The sequence below is a fragment of the Pseudomonas sp. TH15 genome, from assembly GCF_016651105.1.
GTDB lineage: Bacteria > Pseudomonadota > Gammaproteobacteria > Pseudomonadales > Pseudomonadaceae > Aquipseudomonas.
Genome location: NZ_JAEKEL010000001.1, coordinates 2531436 through 2546634, shown reverse-complemented (window position 1 = coordinate 2546634; position 15199 = coordinate 2531436). Strand labels below are relative to the sequence as shown.

General features: G+C 60.0%; 12 protein-coding genes. 8 read left to right on the top strand and 4 right to left on the bottom strand.

Annotation, left to right across the window (positions count from 1 at the left end):
• Positions 1-168 precede the first annotated feature (168 nt).
• From JFT87_RS11450 to JFT87_RS11440, 3 genes are read left to right on the top strand one after another with little or no spacing between them, the layout of a single operon-like run.
• On the top strand, positions 169-489 hold the full coding sequence (locus JFT87_RS11450; RefSeq protein WP_201195345.1) for an ArsR/SmtB family transcription factor: 321 nt from the start codon (positions 169-171) through the stop codon (positions 487-489).
• A gap of 2 nt (positions 490-491) precedes the next feature.
• Positions 492-1658 (top strand): MFS transporter, encoded by a 1167-nt coding sequence (locus tag JFT87_RS11445; RefSeq protein WP_201201344.1) that lies wholly within the window; start codon positions 492-494, stop codon positions 1656-1658.
• A 29-nt stretch (positions 1659-1687) separates the two neighbouring features.
• Positions 1688-2737 carry an alkene reductase gene (locus tag JFT87_RS11440; protein WP_201201342.1) on the top strand — a complete coding sequence of 350 codons (1050 nt, stop codon included), beginning with the start codon at positions 1688-1690 and terminating at the stop codon, positions 2735-2737.
• A gap of 282 nt (positions 2738-3019) precedes the next feature.
• Here JFT87_RS11440 and emhR read toward each other — a convergent pair whose 3' ends face one another.
• A complete protein-coding gene (gene emhR, locus JFT87_RS11435) occupies positions 3020-3652 on the bottom strand; it encodes an efflux system transcriptional repressor EmhR (protein ID WP_201201340.1) in 633 nt (210 codons plus the stop codon).
• A 266-nt stretch (positions 3653-3918) separates the two neighbouring features.
• Here emhR and emhA point away from each other — a divergent pair, with 266 nt between their 5' ends.
• The 5 genes from emhA (at position 3919) to JFT87_RS11410 (ending at position 12507) form a co-directional block, all read left to right on the top strand.
• The gene (gene emhA, locus JFT87_RS11430) at positions 3919-5076 is read left to right on the top strand and encodes an efflux RND transporter periplasmic adaptor subunit EmhA (protein ID WP_201201337.1); all 1158 of its coding nucleotides are present in this window, start codon (positions 3919-3921) and stop codon (positions 5074-5076) included.
• 3 nt (positions 5077-5079) lie between these two features.
• Entirely contained in the window at positions 5080-8229 is a 3150-nt protein-coding gene (gene emhB, locus JFT87_RS11425) for an efflux RND transporter permease subunit EmhB (RefSeq protein WP_201201336.1), read from the top strand.
• On the top strand, positions 8226-9686 hold the full coding sequence (emhC, locus tag JFT87_RS11420; protein ID WP_201201328.1) for an efflux RND transporter outer membrane subunit EmhC: 1461 nt from the start codon (positions 8226-8228) through the stop codon (positions 9684-9686). Before emhB ends, emhC begins: the two co-directional genes overlap by 4 nt.
• A gap of 434 nt (positions 9687-10120) precedes the next feature.
• Positions 10121-11380 (top strand): OprD family porin, encoded by a 1260-nt coding sequence (locus JFT87_RS11415; protein ID WP_201201327.1) that lies wholly within the window; start codon positions 10121-10123, stop codon positions 11378-11380.
• Between the two features lie 320 nt (positions 11381-11700).
• On the top strand, positions 11701-12507 hold the full coding sequence (locus JFT87_RS11410; RefSeq protein ID WP_201201326.1) for a methyltransferase domain-containing protein: 807 nt from the start codon (positions 11701-11703) through the stop codon (positions 12505-12507).
• Between the two features lie 105 nt (positions 12508-12612).
• On the opposite strand, the gene pcaC is transcribed toward JFT87_RS11410, so the two are convergent.
• From pcaC to JFT87_RS11395, 3 genes are read right to left on the bottom strand one after another with little or no spacing between them, the layout of a single operon-like run.
• A complete protein-coding gene (pcaC, locus tag JFT87_RS11405) occupies positions 12613-13005 on the bottom strand; it encodes a 4-carboxymuconolactone decarboxylase (protein ID WP_201201325.1) in 393 nt (130 codons plus the stop codon).
• A gap of 10 nt (positions 13006-13015) precedes the next feature.
• The gene (pcaD, locus tag JFT87_RS11400) at positions 13016-13822 is read right to left on the bottom strand and encodes a 3-oxoadipate enol-lactonase (protein ID WP_201201324.1); all 807 of its coding nucleotides are present in this window, start codon (positions 13820-13822) and stop codon (positions 13016-13018) included.
• 11 nt (positions 13823-13833) lie between these two features.
• Entirely contained in the window at positions 13834-15198 is a 1365-nt protein-coding gene (locus JFT87_RS11395; protein WP_201201323.1) for a 3-carboxy-cis,cis-muconate cycloisomerase, read from the bottom strand.
• Position 15199: the final 1 nt, after the last annotated feature.

Here is a 15199-nt window from a genome sequence, read left to right as displayed (position 1 = left end):
GCGCAGCTTAGCACCGCGCATTGGTATCGTTACAACCAACATATCGTTATAACCCGATATACCGATTTATGCGCTCGTCAGACCGAAATCATATTGGTATATCGCGATTCAACGATTTAAAGTTCGCCTCATCGCGATATAGCGTTTTACTCATCACGAGCCCCCACCATGACCCTCGACCTCGACGAAATAATAAAAGCCCTGGCACACCCAGTACGCCGAGACATCCTCATCTGGCTGAAAGACCCCAAGGTTCAGTTCCCGGAACAGATCCACAACCACGAGTACGGCATTTGCGCCGGGCAGATCGACCAACGCTGCGGCCTGTCGCAGTCGACCGTGTCCGCACATTTGGCGACGTTGCAACGTGCGGGTCTGATCAGCAGCCAGAAAGCCGGTCAATGGCACTTCTTCAAACGCAACGAGGACGTGATTCAAGCGGCCCTCGACGCCATCGTCAAAGAGCTCAGTGCTCCGACAAGGACTTAACAATGCCCCTCTCGCTACTCATTCTGGCCCTGAGCGCCTTCGCCATCGGCACCACCGAGTTCGTCATCATGGGCTTGCTGCCCGATGTGGCGGCGGACCTTGGTGTGTCGATTCCCGGCGCCGGCTGGCTGGTGACCGGTTACGCCCTGGGCGTGGCCATCGGTGCGCCGTTCATGGCACTGGCCACCGCCCGGCTCCCGCGCAAGGCCGCCCTGGTAGCGTTGATGGGGATTTTTATTGTCGGCAACCTGCTCTGCGCTCTGGCCAGTGACTACAACGTGCTGATGTTTGCCCGTGTCGTCACCGCCCTCTGCCACGGTGCATTCTTCGGCATTGGTTCGGTGGTGGCGGCAGGACTGGTCCCGGCCAACAAACGCGCGTCGGCGGTGGCGTTGATGTTCACCGGCCTGACCCTGGCCAACGTCCTCGGCGTGCCGCTGGGCACAGCCCTCGGTCAACAATACGGCTGGCGTTCGACGTTCTGGGCGGTGACCGTGATCGGTGTTATTGCACTGATCGGCCTGATCCGTTTCCTGCCGGCCAAGCGCGATGAAGAAAAACTCGATATGCGCGCCGAACTGCGCGCCCTTAAAGGCGCCGGGATTTGGTTGTCGCTGAGCATGACTGCGTTGTTCGCCGCCTCGATGTTCACTCTGTTCACCTACGTCGCCCCGCTGCTTGGCGATGTCACCGGTGTCTCGCCCAAAGGCGTGACCTGGACGCTGCTGCTAATCGGCCTCGGCCTGACGGTCGGCAACATCATCGGCGGCAAACTGGCGGACAAGCGCCTGGCCGCCACGCTGATCGGCGTGTTCGCTTCGATGGCCGTGGTCTCCACCATCCTGACCTGGACGAGCGTCGCGGTTATCCCGACTGAAATCACCCTGTTCCTCTGGGCCACCGCATCGTTTGCCGCCGTCCCTGCGCTGCAAATCAACGTGGTGACCTTCGGCAAAGCGGCACCGAACCTGGTGTCGACCCTGAACATCGGCGCATTCAACGTCGGCAACGCACTCGGTGCCTGGGTCGGCGGCAGCGTCATCGCCCACGGTTTCGGCCTGACCAGCGTGCCCCTCGCGGCAGCCGCACTGGCGGTACTCGCCCTGCTGGTAACCCTGATTACTTTCCGTCAGAGCGGCAATCCCGACCTGGCTCCTGCTACCAACTAACTAACCACTACCTCACGAGGGTTGTATTCATGACAACTATTTTCGATCCGATCAAACTGGGCGACGTCGAGCTGGCCAACCGCATCATCATGGCGCCACTGACCCGCTGCCGCGCCGACGAAGGCCGTGTGCCGAACGCGCTGATGGCCGAGTACTACGTACAACGTGCCTCCGCCGGCCTGATCCTCAGCGAAGCGACGTCGGTCACGCCAATGGGCGTCGGCTACCCGGACACCCCGGGCATCTGGTCCAACGACCAGGTTCGCGGCTGGTCCAACGTGACCAAAGCGATCCACGGCGCGGGCGGCAAGATCTTCCTGCAACTGTGGCACGTGGGCCGGGTTTCCCACCCGTCGTACCTGAACGGCGAAGCACCGGTTGCACCGAGCGCCATCCAGCCTAAGGGTCACGTCAGCCTGGTTCGTCCGTTGTCCGACTACCCAACGCCACGTGCTCTGGAAATCGCCGAAATCGCCGACGTCGTGGACGCTTACCGCGTCGGTGCCGAGAACGCCAAGGCTGCCGGTTTTGACGGCGTGGAAATCCACGGCGCTAACGGTTACCTGCTCGACCAGTTCCTGCAAAGCAGCACCAACCAGCGCACCGACAATTACGGCGGCTCCCTGGAAAACCGTGCGCGCCTATTGCTGGAAGTGACCGACGCAGCAATCGAAGTCTGGGGCGCTGGCCGCGTGGGTGTGCACCTGTCACCACGCGCCGACTCCCATGACATGGGCGACGACAACCTGGCCGAGACGTTCACTTACGTAGCACGTGAGCTGGGCAAACGCGGCATCGCCTTCATTTGCTCCCGCGAGAAAGAAGCTGGCGACAGCCTGGGCCCACAATTGAAAGAAGCCTTCGGCGGCCCGTACATCGCCAACGAGCGTTTCACCAAGGACAGCGCCAATGCCTGGCTCGCGGCTGGCAAGGCTGACGCCGTCGCGTTCGGTGTGCCATTCATTGCCAACCCGGATCTGCCGGCGCGCTTGAAGGCGGATGCGCCGCTGAATGAAGCACGTCCAGAGTTGTTCTATGGCAAGGGGCCAGTGGGCTATATCGACTACCCAACGCTGTAAAAATGTCCATGGGAGCAAGCGCTGCTCCTACAGAAACGCAAAAGCCCCGACTCGAAAGAGCCGGGGCTTTTTGCGTATTGCGTTCAACAGATTGCAGACTGGGGCCGCTTGAGCGGGATTATTCACACGGACGAAACAAAATCCCTACAAAATACATAGTTCACTACCTATCAACCTGCTACTAGTCCGTATATAAAAGCACTCGACGGAGTCAAGGCGAGCAAAACGGATTTTCTGCTACATGAAGCATTGACACGACTGGATCCAATTACGCATTTTGTTTCATTTGCGCAGGCTGGGGCTCAAACGCAGCATATCCAGCCCTATATCGACCCAGCGCTCGGCCTCGGTGTGCAACTCAAAACTGTCGGGCGCCAGCAACCACTGATACAGGATGCCGTCGATGTAGGCGTGCAGACTGATCGCAGCACGGGCCGTATCGAGATCGTTCGGCAACTGCCCCCGATTCACCGCATTACTCAGGGCCAGGGCAATTCGCACGTTGCAGTCGAGGCTGACCGTCCGGCGCTGCTGGCGCAGGTCACACATTTCATCGGTGAATTCGCACTTATGAAACAGAATCTCGTTGATACGTCGGGTTTTCGGGTCCAGGGCAACTTGATGAAACAAATGAGTCAGCAATTTGCGCATGCAGCCCAACGGATCGAGCTCGTCCTCGCTCTCACTGGCCTTGGCCATCTCATCCAGCGGCTCATGCAAGGTGTCGAGCATGGCCTGCACCAGATCCGCCTTGTTGCTGAAATGCCAGTAGATGGCCCCGCGAGTAACCCCGGCCAGTGTGGCGATATCCGCCAGCGTCGTGCGCGCCACGCCCCTTTCATAAAAGGCTTTCTCTGCCGCTTCGAGTATCTGGCTTCGGGTTTCTTGAGCTTCCTCTTTGGTACGACGGACCATGGCAGTACAACCTCAGATCAGGATGCTTCAGCGCTGTCTGAATACGCGCTGAGTAAATGTGCAGCGAACTCTCTTGGGGTCCGTCTACGGCCTACAATTCAAACCTTTGAGCGGCATTTGTAACGGTATGGGTACGCGACCTAGGTATTTACAAACAACCATGAACGTAAGTATATTCCTTAGCAAGCTACTTATCCACTCAGCGCCTAATTTTTACCCTTCCACCTTTCGAGTGCGCATTTTGCGCGCCTGACCCGAGGATTTTCATGCAATTCAAGCCAGCTGTTACCGCTCTGGTCACTGCCGTCGCCCTGGCATCACTGCTCAGCGGATGCAAAAAGGAAGAGGCACCTCCTGCCCCTCCCGCCCCTCAGGTCGGCGTCGTCACCCTGCAACCTCAAGCCTTTACCCTGACATCCGAGCTTCCGGGCCGTACGAGTGCGTACCGCATCGCGGAAGTCCGCCCACAGGTCAACGGCATCATTCTCAAGCGCCTGTTCAAAGAAGGCAGCGATGTCAAAGCCGGCCAGCAGCTTTATCAGATCGATCCGTCGGTCTATGAAGCGACGCTGAAAAGCGCCGAAGCCAGCCTGCAACAGACCAAATCGATTTCTGATCGCTACAAGCAACTGGTCAACGAGCAAGCCGTCAGCCGTCAGGAATACGACACCGCTGTAGCCAACCGTTTGCAGTCCGAAGCAACGCTTCAGACCGCCCAGATCAACGTGCGCTACACCAAGGTTTACGCGCCACTGACCGGCCGTATCGGTCGCTCCAACGTGACCGAAGGCGCACTGGTCAGCAATGGCCAGGCCGATGCCATGGCGGTGATTCAGCAACTGGACCCGATTTACGTCGACGTGACCCAGTCTTCGGTGGAGCTGCTTGAGCTGCGTCGCGAACTGGAAAGCGGCCGCCTGCAAAAGGCCGGTGAGAACTCCGCGGCAGTCAAACTGACCATGGAAGACGGCAGCGAGTACAAACAGGACGGTAAGCTGGAATTCTCCGAAGTATCGGTCGACCAGACCACCGGTTCCGTGACCCTGCGTGCGGTGTTCCCGAACCCTGATCACACCCTGCTGCCGGGCATGTTCGTTCACGCCAAATTACAGTCCGGGGTTAACGCTGCCGCCATCCTTGCGCCGCAACAAGGCGTGACCCGTGACCTCAAAGGCACGCCGACCGCACTGGTCGTCGGCCCGGACAACAAGGTCGAACTGCGTCAGCTCAAGGCCAGCCGCACCGTCGGCAGCCAATGGCTGATCGAAGACGGCCTGAAAGCCGGCGATCGCCTGATCACCGAAGGGCTGCAATTCGTCAAACCGGGTGTTGAAGTGAAACCGACTGAAGCGACCAACGTAACTGCGAAAAACCCGGCCGCCGCACAGACAGCTGACAAGGCTTATAGCGGCAAAGGGGAGTAAACCATGTCGAAATTTTTTATCGACCGTCCGATTTTCGCTTGGGTAATTGCCCTGGTGATCATGTTGGTCGGGGCTCTATCGATCCTCAAGCTACCGATTAACCAGTATCCAAGCATTGCACCACCGGCCATTGCCATTTCCGTGACCTACCCAGGCGCTTCTGCACAAACCGTGCAGGACACCGTGGTGCAGGTCATCGAACAACAGCTCAACGGTATCGATAACCTGCGTTATGTGTCGTCGGAAAGTAACTCCGACGGCAGCATGACCATTACCGCCACCTTCGAGCAGGGCACCAACTCCGATACCGCGCAGGTTCAGGTCCAGAACAAACTGAACCTGGCCACCCCGCTGCTGCCGCAAGAAGTGCAGCAACAGGGTATCCGCGTAACCAAGGCAGTGAAAAACTTCCTGCTGGTGATCGGCGTGGTGTCGCAAGACGGCAGCATGTCCAAGGACGACTTGTCCAACTACATCGTGTCGAACATGCAGGACCCGATCTCGCGGACCGCCGGTGTCGGTGACTTCCAGGTCTTCGGTGCCCAGTACGCGATGCGGATCTGGGTCGACCCGGCCAAGCTGAACAACTTCAACCTGACCCCGGCCGATGTCAGTGCCGCCATTTCGGCACAGAACGTTCAAGTGTCTTCCGGTCAACTCGGTGGCTTGCCAGCACTGCCTGGCCAGCAACTGAACGCCACGATCATCGGCAAGACCCGCCTGCAGACTGCCGAGCAGTTCAAGGCGATTTTGTTGAAGGTCAACAAAGATGGTTCGCAAGTGCGTATCGGTGATGTCGCCGATGTCGGTCTGGGTGGCGAAAACTCCAGCATCGCGGCACAGTTCAACGGCAAGCCGGCTTCCGGTCTGGCGGTGAAACTGGCCAACGGCGCCAACGCCCTCGACACGGCCAAGGCCCTGCGCAAAACCATCGACGACCTGAAGCCGTTCTTCCCGCAAGGGATGGAAGTGGTATTCCCGTACGACACCACGCCAGTAGTCACCGAGTCGATCAAGGGTGTGGTTGAAACCCTGGTCGAAGCGATCGTGCTGGTGTTCCTGGTGATGTTCCTGTTCCTGCAAAACTTCCGCGCCACCATCATCACCACGATGACCGTGCCGGTAGTACTGCTGGGTACCTTCGGGATCCTCGCGGCATTCGGTTTCAGCATCAACACCCTGACCATGTTCGGTATGGTGCTGGCCATCGGCTTGCTGGTGGACGATGCCATTGTCGTGGTGGAAAACGTCGAGCGGGTGATGAGCGAGGAAGGCCTGTCACCCAAGGAGGCCACCAAGAAATCCATGGGGCAGATCCAGGGTGCACTGGTCGGTATCGCTCTGGTGCTGTCGGCGGTACTGCTGCCGATGGCGTTCTTCAGCGGTTCTACCGGTGTGATCTACAAACAGTTCTCCATCACCATCGTCTCGGCCATGGCCTTGTCGGTATTGGTTGCCCTGATCTTCACCCCGGCGCTTTGCGCCACCATGCTCAAGGCGATTCCGAAAGGCGAGCACGGCACGCCGAAACGCGGCTTCTTTGGCTGGTTCAACCGCAACTTCGACCGTGGCGTCAAAAGCTACGAGCGCGGTGTCGGCAACATGCTCACGCACAAGGCACCGTATCTGCTGGCCTACTTGATCATCATCGTTGGCATGATCTGGCTGTTCACCCGCATTCCGACTGCGTTCCTTCCGGAAGAAGACCAGGGCGTACTGTTCGCCCAGGTGCAAACCCCGGCCGGTTCCAGCGCCGAACGCACGCAAGTGGTGATCGACGAGATGCGTTCCTACCTGCTGGAGAAAGAGTCCGGTTCGGTGGCTTCGGTGTTTACCGTGAACGGCTTCAACTTCGCCGGTCGCGGGCAGAGCTCCGGCCTGGCGTTCATCATGCTCAAACCGTGGGGCGAGCGTGACGCGAGCAACAGCGTGTTTGCCCTGGCAGGCCGCGCCCAGCAGCACTTCTTTACCTTCCGTGATGCGATGGTGTTCGCCTTCGCACCGCCAGCGGTACTGGAGTTGGGTAACGCCACCGGTTTCGACGTGTTCCTGCAAGACCGCGCCGGTATCGGTCACGACAAACTGATGGCTGCCCGTAACCAGTTCCTCGGTATGGCTGCGCAGAGCAAAGTGTTGTATCAGGTGCGTCCGAACGGCCTGAACGATGAGCCGCAATACCAACTGGAAATCGACGACGAGAAAGCCAGCGCCCTCGGCCTGACACTCGCTGACATCAACAGCACGCTCTCGATTTCCTTCGGTAGTAGCTACGTCAACGACTTTATCGACCGTGGTCGGGTGAAGAAGGTTTACGTGCAAGGTCAGGCAGGCGCTCGCATGAGCCCTGAAGACCTGAAGAAATGGTACGTGCGCAACAGCGCGGGCACCATGGTGCCGTTCTCCGCGTTCGCCAAAGGTGAGTGGGTGTACGGCTCGCCGAAACTGGCCCGTTACAACGGCGTGGAAGCGATGGAGATCCTCGGAGCCCCGGCGCCGGGCTACTCCACCGGTGAAGCCATGGCCGAAGTCGAAGCCATCGCCAAGAAACTACCGGCCGGTGTCGGCATTTCCTGGACCGGTTTGTCCTACGAGGAGCGGCTGTCCGGCTCGCAAGCGCCAGCGTTGTACGCGCTGTCGCTGCTGATGGTGTTCCTGTGTCTGGCGGCGTTGTATGAGAGCTGGTCGATTCCGATCGCGGTTATGCTCGTGGTGCCACTGGGGATCATCGGTGCATTGATGGCCACCAGCCTGCGCGGTCTGTCCAATGACGTGTACTTCCAGGTGGGCCTGTTGACAACCATCGGTCTGGCATCGAAAAACGCCATTCTGATCGTCGAATTCGCCAAGGACTTGCACGAGCAAGGACGCAGCCTGCGCGAGGCGGCTATTGAAGCCTGCCGGATGCGTCTGCGACCGATCATCATGACCTCGCTGGCCTTCGTTCTGGGTGTGGTTCCGTTGGCGATCTCCACTGGCGCCGGTTCGGGTAGCCAGCATGCGATCGGTACCGGGGTAATTGGCGGTATGATCACGGCCACGATCCTGGCGATCTTCTGGGTCCCACTGTTCTTCGTTACCGTGTCGTCCATTGGCCAGCGCAAGAAAACTGACCAGGATGACGCCATTGAAACTCCTAAAGAGGCTGGCCAATGAGCAAGTCGCTACTCTCCCTAGCCGTCGCCGCTTTCGTGCTTGGCGGCTGCTCGCTGATTCCTGACTATCAGCAGCCTGCAGCTCCGGTGGCAAACCAATACCCGCAAGGCCCGGCGTATTCGCCGGCCCAGGCGCCTAGCCAGGCTGCCGCCGAACAGGGCTGGAAGCAGTTTTTCCATGACCCGGCACTGCAACAGATGATTCAGGTAGCCCTGGAAAACAACCGTGACCTGCGTGTCGCGGCCCTGAACATCGACGCGTTCTCCGCTCAGTACCGCATCCAGCGTGCCGATCTGTACCCGGCCATCTCGGCCAATGGCACCGGCAGCCGTCAGCGGCTCCCGGCGGACGCCTCGACGAGCGGTAAAGCGGGTATCAGCAGCTCGTACTCGGCCACGGTCGGCATCAGCGCCTATGAGCTCGACCTGTTTGGTCGGGTTCGCAGCCTGAGCGAAGAAGCCCTGCAGAAGTACTTCGCCACCGAAGAAGCACGGCGCAGTACCCAGATCAGCCTGGTGGCCAGTGTGGCCAACGCCTACATGACCTGGCAGGCCGACAAGGAACTGCTGAAACTGACCCAGGACACCCTCGGTGCGTTCGAGCAGAGCTACAAGCTCACCGCGCGCAGCAACGAAGTTGGTGTCGCTTCGGCTCTGGACCTGGCGCAGTCGCGTACCTCGGTGGAAAACGCCCGGGCGCAACTGGCCAAGTACACCCGTCAGGTCGCCCAGGATGAAAACAGCCTGGTGCTGCTGCTCGGCACCGGCGTCCCGGCCAATCTGCAAGCCGCCAAGCCACTGTCTGATGACCTGCTGAGCGATGTTCCGCCGGGCTTGCCGTCGGACTTGCTGCAACGTCGTCCGGATATCCTCCAGGCCGAATACAACCTGAAAGCCGCCAACGCCAACATCGGCGCGGCGCGAGCGGCGTTCTTCCCGAGCATCAGCCTGACCGCCAATGCCGGGACCCTGAGCCCGGACCTGTCCGGTCTGTTCAAGGGTGGTTCGGGCACCTGGCTGTTCTCGCCGCAGATCAACCTGCCGATCTTCAACGCCGGCAGCCTGCGCGCCAGCCTGGATTACTCGAAAATCCAGAAAGACATCGGCGTGGCGAACTACGAGAAGTCCATTCAAACGGCCTTCCAGGAAGTCGCCGACGGCCTGGCTGCCCGCCAGACCTACACCGATCAGTTGCAGGCTCAGCGTGATTTCGTTACCGCGAACCAGGACTACTACCGTCTGGCCGAGCGTCGCTACCGCATTGGTGTCGACAGCAACCTGACCTTCCTCGACGCCCAGCGTCAGCTGTTCAGTGCCCAACAGGCGCTGATCACCGACCGTTTGGCGCAGTTGAACAGCGCAGTCAATCTGTACAAGGCGCTGGGTGGTGGCTGGAACGAACAAACGGCGAAGAACGAGCCGTTGAAAGAAGAAGCGCCGAAGTTGAAGTTGTTCTGATAGCGCTTTGAAAAACAAGAAGCCCACCGATTGGTGGGCTTTTTGTTGGCTGCAGGAAAAAGTTGTGTCGACACTCATGACCCCTTCGCGAGCAAGCCCGCTCCCACATTTAACCGTATTCATCCTGGAGGAACTCGGTCGAATGTGGGAGCGGGCTTGCTCGCGAAGAGGCCCTGAACCTCACCCAAAAACCCGGTTCAATCTTGCGTTCGATAATCGCCCAAAACCCGCTTTCCCCAATTGAATCCGAACATCCGCGCCCCGCACCATTCGATCCACAAAACCAATAACAACAGGTTCGACACCATGCCCCCGCGCCCTGCCCTGTCCGGCTGATCGCCGCCGCTCCGCCCCCTGAATCCATCGTATTTCTGCACCGCTGAAAACGGCCGCAGCGCCGCCGTTCGCCCTAAAAAACAAGAGAGACTCCAGCTATGACCACCTCCCCCGTGCCTTACGCATTTCCCGGGCTGATCGCCCTGGCCCTTGCCGGCAGCGCCCTGCCCGCCGTGGCCGATGAGTCGGGTTTTGTCGATGGGGCCAAGGTCGACCTGAACCTGCGCAACTTCTTCATCAACCGCAATTTCACCAACCCGACCAAGGCCCAGGGCTTGGCTCAGGAGTGGACGCAAAGTTTTATCCTCGACGCCAAGTCCGGGTTCACTCAGGGCACCGTCGGGTTCGGTATGGACGTGCTGGGGTTGTACTCGGTGAAACTCGACGGCGGCAAAGGCACCGGCGGCACCCAGTTGCTGCCGCTTGATCACGACGGGCGCCCGGCGGACACCTTTGGCCGTACCAACGTGGCGTTCAAGGCCAAGCTGTCCCAGACCGAAGTGAAGGTTGGCGAGTGGATGCCGGTGTTGCCGATTCTGCGTTCGGATGACGGCCGCTCCCTGCCGCAAACCTTCCGTGGCGGGCAGATCACCTCGAAGGAAATCGACGGCCTGACGCTCTACGGCGGCCAGTTCCGCGCCAACAGTCCACGGGACGACAGCAGCATGACCGACATGTCGATGGTCGGAAAAGCCGCGATCACCTCGGACCGTTTCAACTTCCAGGGCGGCGAATACACGTTCAACGACAAGCACACCCAAATCGGCCTGTGGAATGCAGAACTCAAGGACATCTACAGCCAGCAATTCGTAAACCTGACCCATACGCAACCCATCGGCGACTGGACGTTGGGCGCCAACATCGGGTTCTTCTATGGCAAGGACGACGGCAGCGCCCTGGCTGGCGAACTGGACAACAAGACCTGGTCCGGCCTGTTCTCGGCCAGATACGGCGGCAGCACCTTCTACGTCGGCCTGCAAAAACTCACCGGCGACAGCGCCTGGATGCGCGTCAACGGTACCAGCGGCGGAACCCTGGCCAACGACAGTTACAACAACAGCTATGACAACGCCCAAGAGCGATCCTGGCAACTGCGCCACGACTACAACTTCGCCGCTCTGGGCGTGCCGGGCCTGACCCTGATGAACCGCTATATCAGCGGTGACAACGTGCACACCGCCACCACCACCGACGGCAAGGAATGGGGCCGCGAAAGTGAACTGGGCTACACCGTGCAAAGCGGCACGCTCAAGAACCTGAACGTCAAATGGCGCAACTCGAGCTTGCGTCGGGACTTCAACAACAACGAGTTTGATGAGAACCGGTTGATCGTCAGTTACCCGATCAGCCTGCTGTAAACACCCCTTCACCCCTGATGGCGCTCGGTCGGCGAAGGCCTGCATTTGATCGAAGTGATCCCTGCGTCCCTTAGGAGCTGCCGCAGGCTGCGATCTTTTGATCCTGAAACAACGTCAAAAGATCGCAGCCTGCGGCGGCTCCTACAGGGGAACCGTGCCATTTGTCAGGAGAAGTGGCACTTTGCCGGCCGGCGAGTAAAGTGACCAAACCTGAAGGACTCAGGTGAATAACCTTCCCGCTTCCGTTAGTTGATGTCGGTCCCCCAGTTGTGAGCCAGGTTGTCATCGGAAGACACCGTTGATCAGCAGAGGACCGCCTCATGATCGCCCGACTTACCGTCGCACCCGACTGGAACGCCAAAGCGTACCAGCAGTTTTCCCGCCTCAGGCAACGCCCGGTCACCGAACTGCTCGACCGCGTCAACCTGCGAAACCCCAAACACATTTATGACCTCGGTTGCGGCACCGGCATTGCCACGCAACTGTTGGCCAAACGTTGGCCACGTGCGCAGTTGCTGGGCGTCGACAGTTCCGCGCAAATGCTCGAAGAGGCGCGGTGCCTGCCGATCAAAGCTTTGTGGCAGCAGTGCGACCTGCTCGACTGGCAGCCCGAAAAACCGGCAGACCTGCTGCTTGCCGCCGCCGTGCTGCACTTCATCGATGGTCATCAAACGTTGCTGCCCAAGCTGCTCAGTCAATTGAATACCGGCGGCTGCCTGGCTGCGCACATGCCAGATTGGCGTGATGCGTTGTGGTATCGATTGATGCTCGACACCCTCGAAGACGGCGGCCCCGGCGGCACACCATTGGGTACGCCTGAACTGCGCCAGCGCATGGCAGCGCAGCCGTTATTGGCGCTGGAGGATTACTACCGTTTGCTCGCACCGTTAACCACTTCGCTGGATATCTGGGAGACCGAGCAGTTGCAAGTGGTCGACGGCAAATCGCCGGTGTATGACTGGGTCAAAGTGTCGGCACTGCGACCGGTGATGCAGGCGCTGGATTCAGCGGAGCAGGCGCGGTTTATCTATCACTATCTGATGCGAGTGCATAAACATTATCCGCAGGAGGCGAATGGGCATACGCTGTTTGCGTTCAAGCGGATATTTATTGTCGCCACGGTCTGATCGTCGCATCCACTACCGCTTTCGCGAGCAGGCTCGCTCCCACAGGGGAAATGCATTCCAATGTGGGAGCGAGCCTGCTCGCGAAGACGTCAGAAGGGGCAACCACTATTCGCGGGATTCGGTACCCAACTCATCCCAAACCGATTCCGCCAGATGGAACGTCGCATTCGCCGCCGGAATCCCGCAATAAATCGCGCTCTGCATGATCACCTCCTTGATCTCGCCACGGGTCACGCCGTTATTGGCGGCGGCGCGCAGGTGCAACTTGAGCTCTTCGTTGCGATTCATGCCGATCAGCATGGCGATGGTGATCAGGCTGCGGGTGTGGCGCTCCAGGCCCGGGCGGGTCCAGATATCGCCCCAGGCGTGACGGGTGATCATCTCCTGGAACTCCGAGTTGAACTCGGTCAGCGCGTTCAGGCTGCGGTCGACGTGAGCATCGCCGAGGACCGCGCGGCGGACTTTCAAGCCCTCGTCGTAACGTTGTTTCTCGTCCACAAAAAAACCCTCAATGGTTCGACAAAAACGCCAGCACCCGCTCGCTGAACGCGGCGCCGGCCTGGACGTTGGACAGGTGCGCGGCGTAGAACTCGGCGTACTCGGCGCCCTGCACGTGTTCCTGAATAAAGTGCCCACCGGACGGCGGCGTGACCGCGTCTTCGGTACCCGCGATCACCAGCAGCGGCACCTTGATCGAGGACAACTGATCACGAAAATCAGCATCGCGCACGGCGGCGCAATTGGCTGCGTAACCTTCAGGTGAAGTGGCGGCGAGCATGTCGGTGATCTTCTTCGCCGCCGCCGGATTGGCCTCGGAAAAATCAGCCGTAAACCAGCGCGCAATCGACGCATCACGCAACGCGACCATCGCTGCCGGGCCGTCACGCACCACGGTTTCGATTCGCGGGTTCCACACCGACGGGTCGCCGATTTTCGCGGCGGTGTTGCAAACGATCAGTTTGTTCAAACGTTGGCCGGCATTGATCCCCAGCCATTGGCCGATCAAGCCGCCCATGGACAAGCCACAGAAATGCGCACGTTCGATGTGCAACGCATCCAGCAGCGCCAGCACGTCACGGCCCAATTGCTCGATGCTGTAAGGTCCCGGCGTCACCAACGATTGACCATGGCCACGGGTGTCGAAACGTAGCACCCGGAAATGCTCGGTGAACGCTGAAATCTGCGCGTCCCACATGTGCAGGTCGGTGCCCAACGAGTTGGACAACACCAGCACCGGCGCATCGACCGGGCCATCGAGTTGCGGCCCTTGAATTTGGTAGTGCAGTTCGCCCTCGGCGAGTTGTACGAATGCCACAGCAGTCTCCTTCAGGCAGTCAACGCAAAATGTTCAGCCACCGCGCGCTCGACCCAGGTATGGGCCTGGCCGAGGTAGTGGGCAGGGTCCAGCAGTCGATCCAGTTCAGCAGGTGAAAGCTCAGCGGTCACTTGCGGCTCATCGCCGAGGACCGCGCGTAGATGACGCTGTTCGGCCACTGCGCGTTTGCAGCATTGTTCCAGCAGATGGTGCGCGGTATCGCGGCCGACTCGTTGCGCGAGAACGATGCTCACCGCTTCGGCCAGCACCAGACCTTGGGTCAAGTCGAGGTTGCGGGCCATGCGCATCGCGTCCACTTCCAGGCCTTCGGCGACCAGCAGTGCCTGCTGCAAACTGCCGGACACCAGGCAGCAAATCTCCGGCAGGGTTTCCCACTCGGCATGCCACAGGCCGAGGCTGCGCTCGTGTTCTTGCGGCATGGCGCTGAATAAGGTCGAGAGCAAACCCGGCACCCGCGTCGCCGCACCGATCAACACCGCCGCGCCCACCGGGTTGCGTTTGTGCGGCATGGTCGAGGAACCGCCCTTGCCCGGCGCCGAGGGTTCGAAGGCTTCAGCCGCTTCGGTCTGCATCAACAGGCTGATGTCGCGACCGAACTTGCCGAGGCTGCCAGCGATCAAACCGAGCACCGAACCGAACTCCACCAACCGATCTCTCTGGGTGTGCCAGGGTTGCTCCGGCAGCGCCAGTTGCAGCTCTTCGGCCAAGGCTGTGGCAATCGGCATCGCCTGTTCGCCGAGGGCCGCCAGGGTTCCGGAGGCGCCGCCGAATTGCAGCACCAGCAAGCGTGGTTTCAGTTCGCGCAGACGCTGGCGACTACGGGTCACGGCACCGAGCCAACCGGCGATTTTCATCCCGAGGGTGACCGGCGTCGCGTGTTGCAACCAGGTGCGTCCGGCCAGGGTTGTGGCGGCGTAACGTTGAGCCTGGGTAGCGAGGGTTTCCCCCAACTGCGCCAAATCGTTTTCGATCAGCGCCAGTGCACGACGCAGTTGCAACACCAGACCCGAGTCCATCACGTCCTGACTGGTGGCGCCCAAGTGCACGTAACGCTCGGCTTCGGCGTCGTTCGCGGCAATCTGTTTACCCAAGGCCTTGACCAGCGGGATCGCCGAATTGCCGGCCGTGGCAATCGCTTCACCGAGGGCGCCAAAATCGTAATGCCCGGCCTGACAAGCGGCTTCGATTGCGGCGACAGCCGTTTGAGGAATCAACCCGACGCGCGCCTCGGCCCGGGCCAGTGCGGCTTCGAAATCGAGCATGGCCTGAACCCGGCCCTGATCGCAGAACACTTCGCGCATATCGCGGGCAGTGAAATAGGCATCGAACAATTGATTGTTCGGTCGCTGGTTCATA